At 60.6% G+C, this 13480-nt stretch carries 12 protein-coding genes; 4 read left to right on the forward strand and 8 right to left on the reverse strand.

Going from position 1 to position 13480, the window contains the following annotated elements:
• Positions 1-156: 156 nt before the first annotated feature.
• Positions 157-2421 (reverse strand): putative bifunctional diguanylate cyclase/phosphodiesterase, encoded by a 2265-nt coding sequence (locus QRN41_RS19130; RefSeq protein WP_285422001.1) that lies wholly within the window; start codon positions 2419-2421, stop codon positions 157-159.
• Between the two features lie 138 nt (positions 2422-2559).
• Positions 2560-2925 (reverse strand): YkgJ family cysteine cluster protein, encoded by a 366-nt coding sequence (locus QRN41_RS19135; RefSeq protein WP_034137283.1) that lies wholly within the window; start codon positions 2923-2925, stop codon positions 2560-2562.
• A gap of 254 nt (positions 2926-3179) precedes the next feature.
• Here QRN41_RS19135 and QRN41_RS19140 point away from each other — a divergent pair, with 254 nt between their 5' ends.
• A complete protein-coding gene (locus tag QRN41_RS19140) occupies positions 3180-4526 on the forward strand; it encodes a spinster family MFS transporter (RefSeq protein ID WP_034137284.1) in 1347 nt (448 codons plus the stop codon).
• Positions 4527-4646: 120 nt separating this feature from the next.
• Here QRN41_RS19140 and rapA read toward each other — a convergent pair whose 3' ends face one another.
• Positions 4647-7493, reverse strand: coding sequence for an RNA polymerase-associated protein RapA (gene rapA, locus QRN41_RS19145; protein ID WP_034096306.1), 2847 nt, complete (start codon positions 7491-7493; stop codon positions 4647-4649).
• 218 nt (positions 7494-7711) lie between these two features.
• Between rapA and QRN41_RS19150 the strand changes: the two genes are divergently transcribed.
• Positions 7712-8053, forward strand: a complete 342-nt coding sequence (locus QRN41_RS19150; protein ID WP_034137285.1) for a hypothetical protein — start codon at positions 7712-7714, stop codon at positions 8051-8053.
• Here the strand turns inward: QRN41_RS19150 and QRN41_RS19155 are convergent.
• The 3 genes from QRN41_RS19155 to QRN41_RS19165 form a co-directional block, all read right to left on the reverse strand.
• Positions 8050-9231, reverse strand: a complete 1182-nt coding sequence (locus QRN41_RS19155; protein ID WP_167416464.1) for an aminotransferase class V-fold PLP-dependent enzyme — start codon at positions 9229-9231, stop codon at positions 8050-8052. The genes QRN41_RS19150 and QRN41_RS19155 overlap by 4 nt on opposite strands.
• Positions 9228-9698, reverse strand: a complete 471-nt coding sequence (locus QRN41_RS19160; RefSeq protein WP_094064715.1) for a RidA family protein — start codon at positions 9696-9698, stop codon at positions 9228-9230. The genes QRN41_RS19155 and QRN41_RS19160 overlap by 4 nt, the downstream gene beginning before the upstream one ends.
• A 91-nt stretch (positions 9699-9789) precedes the next feature.
• Complete coding sequence (locus QRN41_RS19165) at positions 9790-10662, reverse strand: LysR substrate-binding domain-containing protein (RefSeq protein WP_123480512.1); 873 nt, start codon at positions 10660-10662, stop codon at positions 9790-9792.
• A 133-nt stretch (positions 10663-10795) separates the two neighbouring features.
• Here QRN41_RS19165 and QRN41_RS19170 point away from each other — a divergent pair, with 133 nt between their 5' ends.
• Together QRN41_RS19170 and ccoM are read left to right on the forward strand one after the other, a co-directional pair.
• Positions 10796-10957, forward strand: a complete 162-nt coding sequence (locus QRN41_RS19170) for a hypothetical protein (protein WP_094064713.1) — start codon at positions 10796-10798, stop codon at positions 10955-10957.
• 143 nt (positions 10958-11100) lie between these two features.
• The gene (gene ccoM, locus QRN41_RS19175) at positions 11101-11217 is read left to right on the forward strand and encodes a cytochrome c oxidase subunit CcoM (protein WP_034137290.1); all 117 of its coding nucleotides are present in this window, start codon (positions 11101-11103) and stop codon (positions 11215-11217) included.
• 155 nt (positions 11218-11372) lie between these two features.
• Here the strand turns inward: ccoM and QRN41_RS19180 are convergent, their stop codons facing one another.
• Positions 11373-12848, reverse strand: a complete 1476-nt coding sequence (locus QRN41_RS19180) for an inorganic phosphate transporter (protein ID WP_034096310.1) — start codon at positions 12846-12848, stop codon at positions 11373-11375.
• Between the two features lie 311 nt (positions 12849-13159).
• Positions 13160-13360, reverse strand: a complete 201-nt coding sequence (locus QRN41_RS19185) for a hypothetical protein (protein ID WP_034137291.1) — start codon at positions 13358-13360, stop codon at positions 13160-13162.
• Between the last annotated feature and the right edge of the window lie 120 nt (positions 13361-13480).

Here is a 13480-nt window from a genome sequence, read left to right on the forward strand (position 1 = left end):
ACGGAATGGGAGTTCGCGACTTTACAGTGCGTCCTTGTCCTGCGCCGTTGAACTTGAGGCTGAAGCACTCAAGAAAACGCTACTGCGGACTCTGATGAATCGGCCGTTCGTCGGCGATCTTTAGGGAAATGATGGCGAACTGCCAAAGATCGATAGTCAGCGGATGGGCCTTACGATCGAACTCGCGCCGCTGCGGCTGGGCGAAGGCTCCTTCACATGCGCTGACTCCTTGCTGGCGACCGGACGCATCCCGTGGAGGGGATTGCGCCGCTCGATGCCCTGAACCACACCAATGATGTCACTGACGGCCACCGCCGGGCTTAACAGGTAGCCCTGGATAAAGTCGCAGCCCAGGCCATGCAGCAGTTCGAATTGGCTCTGGGTTTCTACGCCCTCGGTCACCACGTGAAGGTGAAGGGTATGGGCCATGCCGATGATCGCCTGGACGATCTCCAGATCGGCGGTGGACTTGGGAATGTCTTGGATAAACGAGCGATCGATCTTCAATGTGTTGAGCGGCAAGCGTTTGAGATAAGCAAGGGAAGAGTAGCCGGTGCCGAAATCGTCAATGGCCAGTGACACGCCCAGTGAGCGAATTTGTCGCAGTAGCGCCAAGGTGCTGCTGATATTGCCCATCAGCGCGTTCTCGGTCACTTCCAGCTCCAGGCGATTGGCGGCCAGGCCGCTGAAGCGCAGGGCATCTTCGATTTCATCCGCCAGTTCATCCCGCGCCAGGTTCAGGGCCGAGCAGTTCACCGAGAGGGTCAGGTCGGTGTAGCCCCGGTCCGTGAGCAGGCTCAGGTCATGACAGGCCTGGCGCAACACCCAATGGTCCAGCTCGGCGATCAGGCCGTTGTTTTCGGCAATCTCGATAAACCGATCGGGCGCCAGCAGCCCATGCTGTGGATGCTGCCAGCGCACCAGGGCTTCCAGGCGACTGACTTTGCCCAGTTTCATGTCGAAGATCGGTTGGTAGAACAGTACCAATTGGGTTCCCGTGCGCAGGGCGTTGCGCAGTTCTTCTTCCAATTGCAGTTCGAGAGTGGCGCGGGTCTTCAGGTTGGAACTGAAGAAATTCAGGCTGTTGCGCCCCGCATCTTTGGACTGATATAGCGCCAGGTCGGCAGTTTTGAGCAGTTCCTCGCATGTCTGGCCGTCATCGGGAAACAGGCTGATGCCGATGCTGGTGGTCATCACCATCCGACGGCCAGCCAGTTCCACCGGTTCTTTCATTTTTTGCATGATGCGCTGGGCCAGATGCCGCGCTTCGTCGCGGTGGTGAATGCTGATAAGGATGCAGAACTCGTCGCCGCCGAACCGGGCGACCACGTCGGCATGGCTGCGCACCGAGCTTTTGATATGGCTGGCCAGCACTGTCAGGAGCTGGTCGCCGGCGTCATGGCCAAGGCTATCGTTAATGCGTTTGAAATGGTCGATATCGAGGAAGATCACCGCCATCATGCCGTGGGTGACCGTTTTTTCCGCGACTTTCTCCGCAAAGATCTGGTTGAACCCGCGACGATTGAGCAGGCTGGTCAGCGCGTCGTAATGGGCCACCTGCTGCAACGAGGCGCGGGCCTGATCCAGTTCGCTGAGCAATGCGTTGACCCGGCGCAGGTCGCGTTCCTTGTGCTGCAGCTTCTTATCCGCCAGGGCCGCGCTTATGCTGCTGCCGATCACCAACAGCGTGATGACGGCCACGGAAAGGCCCAGTTGGATAGGGTTGTTGTCCAGTCGCAGCGAAAGGTCCGCACCCGTTGGCACCATCAATTGCAAGGCCGCCATGCCGGTGAAGTGCATGCTGATAATGCCCGCCCCCAGCATCAGGCTGGCCGCGTATTTGAGCAATTGATGGAAGATCCCGGCGCCGGTGCGCAGATAACTCGACAACAACAACGCCGCCAGGCTGGCGCCGATGGCGATCCCGATGGAGCCCAGTAGCAGCCATGAGTCGAAATACATTTGGGCTTGGGAGCGCATGGCCGACATGCCGACGTAATGCATCAAGGCAATGCCGAGGCCCATCCACACGGCTGCCAGCAGGTACTGATGCAATCGCACCGTCGTGTGACTGAGGGTTTTCATGGCGAACAGCGAAGCGACGAGGGCGATCAGCAGGGATGCGAAGGTCGTCAGCAGTTCATAGTGGATCGCGATGGGGGCCTGGAAGGCCAGCATGCTGATGAAGTGAGTCGACCAGATGCCGCCAGCCAGACAACCGGCGCCGAGCCAGCGCCAGTGGCGGCGGGCAGTGGGGTCTTCGACATGGCCGACCCGTTCGGCCATGTCCAGCGTGCCGAACCCGGCCGCGCAGGCGACCAGATAAGCCAGCAGCACCAGGAATGGGTTATGACTGCAGTTGAGTAATAAGTGCCCGTTCGCTGGAAGGTCGGTAAAAAAGTGCAGACCTAGCCATTCCATAGCATGTCCCGTCATAGCGTCACGTCACTGCCTTCGGCGATGACCTATGAGGTCGAGTATAGAAGCCTCGCGGGATTTTCCATGGCTAATGGCACTTTGCTCTGAACCGTTTCGGCATGCTGCCCATAGCGTTTGATGCTAAGCGCTGATGGGCAGGTCCAATTCGAACGGTGCTGGCAGCGGCGCCAGGCCGAACGCAGCGCGCGCAGCATCGCAGTCGACGTTCTGCACGCCCTGGCTCCAGGACGATTCGAACTCGCGGCACACACTGGAGCGTTGTTCATAGATGGTGCACCGGGTGCCTTCTCCTACCTGGCCTACAAGGCTGCAGCAACGCGCGGGTTTTTGATCGGTGCCGATCATCGCCACGCGGGTGGGGTTGATCTGTACCACCAGATCATCGGGCACCGTGCCCCCCGACGAGGCGCACTCGCCCCAGAAGAACGACACGCGAAAATAGGAACAGCAGGCACCGCAACTCAGACACGGACTGGCTTCGGACATGGGCGTCATCGATACGAAAAGTGGGATAGGGGCACTACGGGAAGGCTCGCCATTCTATCCACGCCATCGCCGTTGGGAAGAGGGGGGCGCATATATATTTTGCGTGGGTTAAGTCCCGCAGCGCCGGGTGAAATTACGTCCTATCAGCTTTACGAATCATTACAGACAACCATCGCCAGCGTGACTATGTTGCAGGAACCTGAGCAGGATGCAGCGGGCATCGCAGCTCTCATAACAATAAAAGAGACGGACCCATGCAGAACTCGACCCAAGCGGCGAATGCCTGGCGCATTCTGTTCCTGCTGTTCCTCGCCAACCTATTCAACTTCTTTGATCGCACCATCCCGGCGATCATCATCGAACCCATTCGCATGGAATGGCACCTGAGCGACTTCCAGCTCGGCATCATCGGCACCGCCTTCACCATCGTCTATGCCATCGCCGGCCTACCCCTCGGGCGTCTGGCCGATACCGGTTCGCGCAGCAAATTGATGGGCTGGGGCCTGTTTGCCTGGAGCGGGCTGACGGCGGTCAACGGCCTGGTGGGCAGTTTCTGGAGTTTTCTGCTGGTGCGCATGGGCATCGGCATCGGCGAAGCCAGCTACGCACCGGCCGCTAACTCGCTGATAGGCGACCTGTTCCCGGCGCACCGCCGCGCCCGTGCCATGGGGATCTTTATGCTCGGGCTGCCACTGGGGCTGTTGCTGGCGTTCTTTACCATCGGGGCGATGGTCAAGGCGTTCGACAGCTGGCGCGCGCCGTTCTTTATTGCCGCAGTGCCGGGGCTGATCCTGGCGGTGTTCATGTTCTACATCAAAGAGCCCAAGCGTGGCGCGGCCGAGGCCGTGCAGGTGTCCCAGACGCGTGTCGACCGCCCGATCCGCCGTGTGCTGGCGGTGCCGACGTTCCTGTGGCTGGTGTTGGCCGGGCTGTGCTTCAACTTCGCGACCTACGCGTGCAATTCGTTTCTGGTGCCGATGTTACAGCGCTATTTCCTGCTGCCGTTGCAAGACGCGGCGGTAGCCACTGGGGTTATTGTCGGTGTGACCGGCCTGGTCGGCCTGACCTTGGGCGGTTGGGTGGCCGACAAGATTCACCAGCGGATTGCCAATGGCCGGCTGTTGTTCGCCGCCTGCAGCCTGATTATTTCCACCGTCACCACCGCTTGGGCGCTGCACGCCGGGCGCATTGAAATCGGCGTATTTGTCGCGTTGTTCAGCGTTGGCTGGTTGTTTGCGTACAACTTCTACACCTGTGTCTACACCGCGATTCAAGACGTGGTGGAGCCGCGCCTGCGGGCGACGGCGATGGCGCTGTTTTTTGCTGGGTTGTACCTGCTGGGCGGCGGCATGGGGCCGATTGTGGTGGGCGGCTTGTCCGACTACTTTGCCCATTCGGCGATGTACGCGGACGGGGCGCAACAGATGACGGAAGCCTACAAGGCCGTGGGGTTGCACGACGCCATGTACCTGATTCCGGTGGCGCTGTTGTTGACGATGCTGTTTCTGTTCCAGGCCTCGCGCAGTTTTGTGCGGGATGCCAAGCGGATGAAGGAAGGTTTGAGTGCGGTTGAAGTGCCGGCTGTTGCCGCGACCGCTTGAGACTGAGGTGATGCCATCGGGGGCAAGCCCCCTCCCACAGTTGACCGAGTTGTCATGTCGATCACAGATCAATGTGGGAGGGGGCTTGCCCCCGATAAGGTCACCAGGGCAGGAGAGTCATCAACCCGCCACCAGCACCCGAATTGCTTCCAGGCGCAGCGCGGCTTTGTCGAGCATGGCCAGGCCTTGCTCGCGTTGCTGGCGCAGGGCAACCAGTTCGCTGTCGCGCACGGTCGGGTTGACCGCTTGCAAGGCGGTCAGGCGCGCCAGTTCTTCATCGGTATCCGCCGCCAGGCGACGTTTGGCTTCGGCCACGCGTTCGGCGTGGCGCGGGGTGATCTTCTCTTCACCGGCGTTGATGCGCGGGGTGAGTTGATCGCGCTGGGCCTGTACGAACTTGTTGGCGCTGGCCCGTGGCACGCTTTCCAACTGATCGTTAAGGGTTTCGAACGACACGCGACCGGCCAGGTCGTTGCCATTGGTGTCCAGCAGGCAGCGCAGGGCGGCCGGTGGCAGGTAGCGACCCAGTTGCAGCGAGCGCGGTGCCACCACCTCACTGACGTACAGCAGTTCAAGCAGCACAGTGCCGGGTTTGAGCGCCTTGTTCTTGATCAGCGCCACGGCGGTATTGCCCATGGAACCGGACAGCACCAGGTCCATGCCGCCTTGCACCATCGGGTGTTCCCAGGTGATGAACTGCATGTCTTCGCGCGACAGCGCCTGGTCGCGATCGTAGGTGATGGTCACGCCTTCGTCGTCGCCCAAAGGGAAACTGGCGTCGAGCATCTTTTCGCTGGGCTTGAGGATCAGTGCATTTTCCGAATGATCTTCGCTGTCGATACCGAACGCATCGAACAGGGTTTCCATATAGATCGGCAGTGCGAACTGATCGTCCTGCTCCAGGATGGCTTCCACCAGCGCATCGCCTTCACCCGCGCCGCCGGAGTTGAGTTCCAGCAGGCGGTCGCGACCGGTGTGCAGTTCCTCTTCCAGACGCTCGCGCTCGGCACGGGCCTCGTCGATCAGCGCTTGCCACTCGCCATCGTCAGCGTTTTCCAGCAGCGGCAGCAGGCGCGGGCCGAACTGATGCTGCAAGGCGTTGCCGGTCGGGCAGGTGTTGAGGAAGGCGTTCAGCGCTTCGTGGTACCACTGGAACAGACGCTCCTGCGGGCTGGTTTCCAGGTACGGCACATGCAGTTCGATCACATGTTTCTGGCCGATCCGGTCCAGACGGCCGATCCGCTGCTCCAGCAGGTCCGGGTGGGACGGCAGATCGAACAGCACCAGGTGGTGGGCGAACTGGAAGTTGCGGCCTTCACTGCCGATTTCCGAACAAATCAACACCTGGGCGCCGAATTCCTCATCGGCGAAGTAGGCGGCGGCGCGGTCACGCTCAAGAATGTTCATGCCTTCATGGAACACCGTGGCCGGAATACCGGAACGCACGCGCAGCGCGTCCTCCAGGTCCATGGCGGTTTCGGCGTGGGCGCAGATCACCAGGACCTTGGTGCGCTTGAGCATTTTCAGCTGGTCGATCAGCCACTCGACCCGTGGGTCGAAACGCCACCAACGGTTTTCTTCGTCGATATCCGGCTGCGACTGGAAGCTGACTTCCGGGTACAACTCGGCGTGCTCGCCCAGCGGCAATTCGAGGTATTCGTCCGGGTTCGGCAGCGGGTAGGCGTGCAGCTTGCGCTCCGGGAACCCCTGCACCGCGGCGCGGGTGTTGCGGAACAGCACACGGCCGGTGCCGTGGCGGTCCAGCAGCTCACGCACCAGACGGGCGCTGGCATCGGTGTCGCCATCGTTGACGGCAGTGAGCAGCGCTTCGCCTTCGTTGCCGAGGAAGCCGTGGATGGTCTGGTGTGCGGCCGGCGACAGACGACCCTTGTCCAGCAGTTCCTGCACGGCTTCGGCCACCGGGCGATAGTTTTCGCTCTCGGCACGGAAAGCTTGCAGGTCATGGAAGCGGTTCGGATCAAGCAGGCGCAGGCGCGCGAAGTGGCTGTCCTGGCCCAGTTGCTCCGGGGTTGCGGTCAGCAGCAGCACGCCGGGAATGACCTCGGCCAGTTGCTCGACCAGCGCGTATTCCGGGCTGACCTTGTCTTCATGCCACACCAGGTGATGGGCTTCGTCGACCACCAGCAGGTCCCAGCCGGCGGCGAACAGCGCGTCCTGGGCTTTCTCGTCGTCCACCAGCCATTCCAGGGCCACCAGTGCGAGCTGGGTGTCTTCGAAGGGGTTGGTGGCATCGCTTTCGATAAAGCGTTCTTCGTCGAACAGCGCAACCTGCAGGTTGAAGCGGCGGCGCATTTCCACCAGCCATTGGTGCTGCAGGTTTTCCGGGACCAGGATCAGCACGCGATTGGCGCGGCCCGACAGCAGCTGGCGATGGATCACCAGGCCGGCTTCGATGGTTTTGCCCAGGCCCACTTCGTCGGCCAGCAATACCCGCGGCGCGATACGGTCAGCGACTTCACGGGCGATATGCAGTTGGTGCGCGATAGGCTGCGCACGCACGCCGCCCAGGCCCCACAGCGAAGATTGCAGTTGGCGGCTGGTGTGTTCCAGGGTGTGGTAGCGCAGCGAGAACCAGGCCAGCGGGTCGATCTGCCCGGCGAACAACCGGTCGCTGGCCAGGCGGAACTGGATGAAATTGGAGAGTTGGGTTTCCGGCAGGGTGACCTGCTCGTTCTGCCCATTGAGGCCGTGATACACCAGCAGACCGTCGACGTCGTCGACTTCCTGCACGGTCATTTTCCAGCCTTCGAAATGGGTGATGGAGTCGCCCGGCGAAAACCGCACGCGGGTCAGAGGCGCATTCCGTAGCGCATACTGGCGGGTGTCGCCAGTGGCCGGATAGAGCACGGTCAACAAGCGGCCGTCCTGTGCCAGAACGGTGCCTAACCCCAGCTCTGCTTCGCTGTCACTAATCCAGCGTTGCCCCGGTTGATACTGCTGCGCCATGCTGCCTGACTCCCGCCGTGAAAAAGCCGACTATCTTAACGGAACAAGGTCCACCGCCCAAGGACTCTGACAAAAACTACGCCGTTTGCATGCCGCCTTGGGTGCTGAATCGACGGGTGGCGGGCACTTGCGAGTGTCGACTGGGTCACAGCTTCGAACCGTGGCGCTCAAGTCGCTCCGCACTACGCCGACAGCCTGAGATCAGGAGATGAAAACTTATGCTGCCACCCATGTTGCCCGTCAGTGTTGTGCCGGTCACGTCACAACTCGATCCGGTGCGCCAGAAGCCGGATATCCCGCCCGTGGTGCCCGTGCAACAAGGCTCCAACGAAAGCACGATCGACCTGAAAAAGGGCGATGCCGAACAATCCACTTTTCTGCTGCGCGAAGAACAACGTCGTCAGCAGGAACAGCAGAAGCGTCGGCGCGAGGCGGATGAAGATCCCGAGCAGCACCTGGCCATTCCCGGCGATGTGCTCAACGCTGACAACACCGTGCCGGTAGTGCCACTGATTGAAGACGCGCCGCGCCAGGGCCTTTGGGTGGACGTCGAAGTCTAGCGGCGCAGCGCCCGCAGGGCGTTTAGCAGGACCTCGATATCGCCATCGTCGTTGAGCGGGCTGACGGAGATGCGTGCAATGCTGGACAGGCCCCGTGCCTGCATGTCCAACGGAGTGTAGGCCACACCGTTGGCGCCAATGTTGATGCCCTGCAAGCCCAACCGCCGTTTGAGTTCGAACCCATCCCAGTCGTCGAGCGTGAAGGCGATCAAGCCCGATTGATGCTCGCCCAAGTCATGCAAAGAAATACCCGGAACCTCACGCAATGCCTGGCGGATTCTGGCACTTAGCTGCGTAACCCTTTCCCACACGCGCTGAACCCCAAGCCGGTTCATCTCCTGCAACGCATTGCCCAATCCGGCCAATAAGGCATAGGACACTTCGCTGGTTTCAAACCGCCGGGCGTCGTCGCGCAGCTCGAAACCTTCGGCACCCCACGGCGCGGAAAACACGTCGCGCTGAGCCGGGTTCAGGCGCGGCAGGAATGCCGGTCGCACATACAACAGTGCCGTACCCCGTGGTCCGCGCAGGTGCTTGCGCCCGGCGGACTTGAGTACATCGCAGTGCAGTGTCTGCACATCCACCGGCAGTTGGCCGACGGCTTGGCCGGCATCGATAAAGTAGGCAATGCCATGGCGCCTCGCCACGTCGCCGATGGCCTGGGCAGGGTTGATCAGGCCACTGTTGGCGGGCAGCCAGGTCAAGTCGATAAGCTTGACCCGTTCATCGATCATCGCCGCCAGCGCCAGCGGGCACACGGCGCCGCTGGCATCGCAGGGGATCACCTCAATGCGGGCGCCCGCTTGCACGGCCACTTGCATGCTTGCCAGGTTGCCGCCCCATTCATGCCGCCCCACCAGAATCCTGTCCCCCGGTTGCCATGGGCCGAGGGCCTGGAATGCCAGGTTCCAGGCACTCGAGCCGCTGCTGGCGAAGGCGATGGAGGAGGGTGGGGCGTTGAGCAACTGCGCGGCGGCGCGCCGGGCATTGTCCGCCAGCGCGGCACCCTGCTCGCCGGCTTCCATCGGACCGTCGTGGGCCTCGCGCTGCAGTTGCTCGATGATGGCGTCCAGGGTTGCCTGGCTGGGTAGGGACGCGCCTGCATGATTGAAGTGCACCAGGCCCGCTTGGCAGCCCGGTGTGGCCTCGCGCAATTGGCGGATCTCCTGCGGACTCATGGCCGCACCTCGAAGATCGCGTCAACCTCCACCGCCACGCCGGCGGGCAGGCTGGCCACGCCCACCGCAGTGCGCACATGCCGGCCCTTTTCGCCAAGAACGTTGACCAACAGGTCCGACGCGCCATTGGCCACTGCGCCTTGGCGTTGAAAATCGCTGCTGCTGGCAATGAACACCCCCAGGCGCAGGATCCGCACCAGCCGCGACAAGTCATCGCCCAGGGCATCGCTCAGTTGCGCGAGCAGTCCCAGGGCTGCCAGTTCGGCCGCCTGAATGCCTTCCTCATCGCTGAGGGACTCGCCCAACCGGCCCACATAAGTAGGCTTGCCGTCCACCAATGGGATTTGCCCGGAGATAAACAGGTGCTGGTGGCTGACAACGTGATTGATGTAGTTGGCAATCGGCTGGCTGGGGGAGGGCAGCGTCAGGCCCAGAGCATTTGCGCGGGCGCGGAGGGAGTTGCTCATGATCAAGCCTCTTATGAGTGGGAGGCGTGAGCATGTTGGTCTTGATCGACAGCGACAAACGGATAGATCTCACCCGACGTATCGAAATAACTCACGCGTCGGTGCAGGCGTCCTTCAGCCACGCGACGAAGGATTCAGCCGCTGGGCTGATGCCGCCTTGCGGGGCGATCAGCCAATAGCCGATGTCGCTGTGATAGGGCGGCCAATCGAATGCCGGCACCAGGCTGCCGTCCTGCAAACGGCGTTCGATCAAGCGGTGACGACCCATGGCAATGCCTTGCCCGGCCACAGCGGCTTCGACCACGATGTTGTAGTCGTGCAACAACACGCGGGGGTGTGGCTCAAGGTCCACATGGTAATGCGCGGACCAATCGGTCCATTCGAACGGTCGGTGCGAAGTGGCCATCAGCAATGGACCATTGGGCACCTGGCTGGCCTTGAACGCGGGGCTGCACACCGGGGAGATCACCTCGGTCATCAGCCGGCTGGCCTGGACGTCGGCCCAGTCGCCTTTGCCGTAGCGGATGGCCAGGTCGACTTCGGCGGCGGCGACGTTGGCCAGTTGAATGGCCGGCAGCAACTCAACCTGAATAAGCGGGTAGCGGTTGAGAAAACCGGCCAGACGCGGGGCCAGCCACAGAGTGGCGAATGAGGCCAGCAGGCCTATGCGCAATACCGTCGTGTGCGGCGCAACCCGTTGCGCGCGGGTGGCGGTGGCGATTGCATCGAGGGCCGGGCGGATAGTGTCGTAGTACTGTTGGCCATCAGCGGTCAGATCAATCGCACGGGTGCGTCGGATAAACAGCGCTTTACCCAAGTGTTGTTCGAGTTTCTGCACTTGATGACTCAGCGCGCTTTGGGTCACCGACAATTCGGACGCTGCCTTGATAAAGCTCAAGTGCCGTGCCACGGCTTCGAACGCGCGCAGCGCCAGCAACGGCGGAAGGTCTTTGTGCAGTGCCACCTGAATGCACCTCGAACGGTTGGGCAGAAGCGCCGATTTTGGTCGATGGCCTGCCTTTTGTCGTCCGCTGATTTGCCGTGGGGCGGGGTTGGCCGCATTATTGGGGCATTCCCGCAACCACAAAAGCCAAGCCATGAGTGATGAACCCAAGCTGATCGACCTGAATGCCGAACGCGCCAAGCGGGTGCATGACCTTAACGAGAAACGTCTGAATGAAGTTCGCCAGGCATTCGAACAGGCCATGCCCCTTGGAAAAGCCAAGAAGAAACCGAAAAACAAACCTAAAAAGCGTTGAAATGGCCTGCATCTATTGATGCAGGTCAGTTATTTCCCTCCTTTACGCCCCGTCGCGGGCGACATTGATCCCCGTCAATTTTCCAATGTGCCTTCTCCATTAACTTAGCCCCATCGCAACAGGGCAAGCACAGGAGGCCGGTCATGTTTATCGATAATGTGGTGTTTGCCGGAGTGCTGACGGTCAGCCTCATGGTGTTGTTCTTTGTAGGGTTTGGAATTTTTATCTGGAAAGACTCGCATAAGCGTAAAAAACCTTAAGTCTTTCCGGATTACATGAGCACGCAAGGCATTTTGGGCGACTTCGGTCGCCCTTTTTTTTTGCCTGTTATTTAAGCCTGGCATTAATGCGCAGCCATAAAAAAAGGTGCGGTCCTCCTGCGAGGCCGCACCTTTCTTTATTCAGCGCAGGGTGATCAGCTACCCAGCGCCTTGGACGCCAGCCAGAACAACCCGGCCGACAACGCCACCGTCGCCGGCAAGGTCAGCACCCAGGCCATCAGGATGGTCTTGACCGTGCCGCCTTGCAGGCCGCTTTTGTTGGCAACCATGGTGCCGGCAACGCCCGACGACAGCACATGGGTGGTCGACACCGGCAGGCTGAAGATGTTGGCCAGGCCAATCATGCTCGCCGTGGTGATCTGCGCCGACATGCCTTGGGCGTAGGTCATGCCTTGCTTGCCGATCTTCTCGCCGATGGTCAGCACTACGCGCTTCCAACCGACCATGGTGCCCAGGCCCAGGGCCAATGCAACGGCCAGGATCACCCAGAACGGTGCGTACTCGGTGGTGGCGGTCAGGTCTTTGCGCAGCTTGTCGAGGTCGGATTTCTCACGGGCATCCAGGCCTGGCAGCTTGCCGACTTTCTTCGCGGTGTCGTCCAGGCAAAGCAGGTAGCGACGCACTTCGATACGTTGATCGGCGCTCAGCGAATGGTAGTCGGACACACCTTTCAAGGTGTTGACCAGCGCGTTGATGGTCGGCTCGGTCTGTTGCGGGTTGCACTGGAACTTGCCCGGCAGGTCGTCCTTCATGCTTTTGCCCAGGGCCAGGAACTCGCCGAGGGTTTCGTTATTGCGCTGATAGAACTGACTCAAATGCACGGTGGCGTCGCGGGTGCGTTCGATCTGGTAAGTGGTGCTGCCCAGGTCGAGAACGAACTGCGCCGGCACGATACCGATCAGCACCAGCATGATCAGGCCGATACCCTTCTGACCGTCGTTGGAACCGTGCACGAAGCTTACGGCCATGGCCGAGATCACCAGTACCAGGCGGTTCCAGAACGGCGGGTGCTTCTTGTCGTCGAGCTTGCGGCGCTGGTCCGGCGTCTTGTGCATCTTCGACAGCGGGCGCCACCACTTCAGGCCGATCAGCACCAGGGCCGCGACCAGGAACCCGGCCATTGGCGAGAACACCAAGGAGGCACCGATATCGATCGCTTTCTGCCAGTTCACACCGTCAGCCAGGGGGATATCGTTGATCAGTGCGTTGGCCAGGCCGACACCGAGGATCGAGCCGATCAAGGTGTGGGAACTGGAAGCAGGGATACCGAAATACCAGGTGCCGAGGTTCCAGGTGATCGCCGCCGCCAATAATGAGAAGACCATGGCCAGACCATGGCCGGTATTCACATTGATCAGCAGCTCCACCGGCAGCAGATGCACGATGGCGTAAGCGACACCCACACCGCCGAGCAACACGCCGAGGAAGTTGAACACCCCGGAGAAGAACACGGCCAGGTGTGGCGGCATGGCTTTGGTATAGATGACTGTGGCCACCGCGTTAGCGGTGTCATGAAAGCCATTGATGAACTCGAAGGCGAGGACAAAGGCCAGGGCGAGCAACAGGCTCACTAGAACCCACGCATCCAGTCCGCTGAATAAATCGATCATGAAGGTTTTCTGACCCGGTCGTAAGGGGGCGCGATTATGCCAGAAAACCTCGGTAATCGATGCACTAGCTGCTCATCGGTAACATTCATCAATGAAAAAATACCCAGGGACGGCGTGTATCCCAGGGATTCCGGGGCTTTGGCAAGTGTTTGATTTATAAAGCAGAGGGCGTGCGAGGAGGGGGAATGTCACCAAAATGTCATATCGGAAACATTTGTATGAAATTTTACTGGAAGTGGTGAGGTACCAAGGAGCCGGCTGCTAGCCATACGCCAGCAGCCAAGGCCACACCCAGGCTGTAACCGAATCGCTTATGGCTCTTGGGCCTTGAGTTCCTGTTCTATCTTTTGGATTTCCTGGGCAAACGCCTGATCCAGCAGGCTGGCGCGCTTGCGCCACGGTTTGCGCTCAGGTTCAGGCTGGGCGGCGTAGGTGGTGACTTCCCCGCCGTAAACGTCCTTGTAACGTTGTTCCTGGCGCTCAAGTTCCGCGCGCAGTTCATCTTTCGTCACATTGTTACCTAAATGAGTTGAGTGTATTTAAGTTCAAGCGTCATGCCTGATGGCCGCCCCGGATTGTTCAAAGTTGAACCGTTGTCGTGTTCAAGTTTGAAAATACAGAAGACAGACCGT

Source organism: Pseudomonas sp. efr-133-TYG-23 (assembly GCF_030209215.1).
In the GTDB taxonomy this organism is placed as follows: domain Bacteria; phylum Pseudomonadota; class Gammaproteobacteria; order Pseudomonadales; family Pseudomonadaceae; genus Aquipseudomonas; species Aquipseudomonas rhodesiae.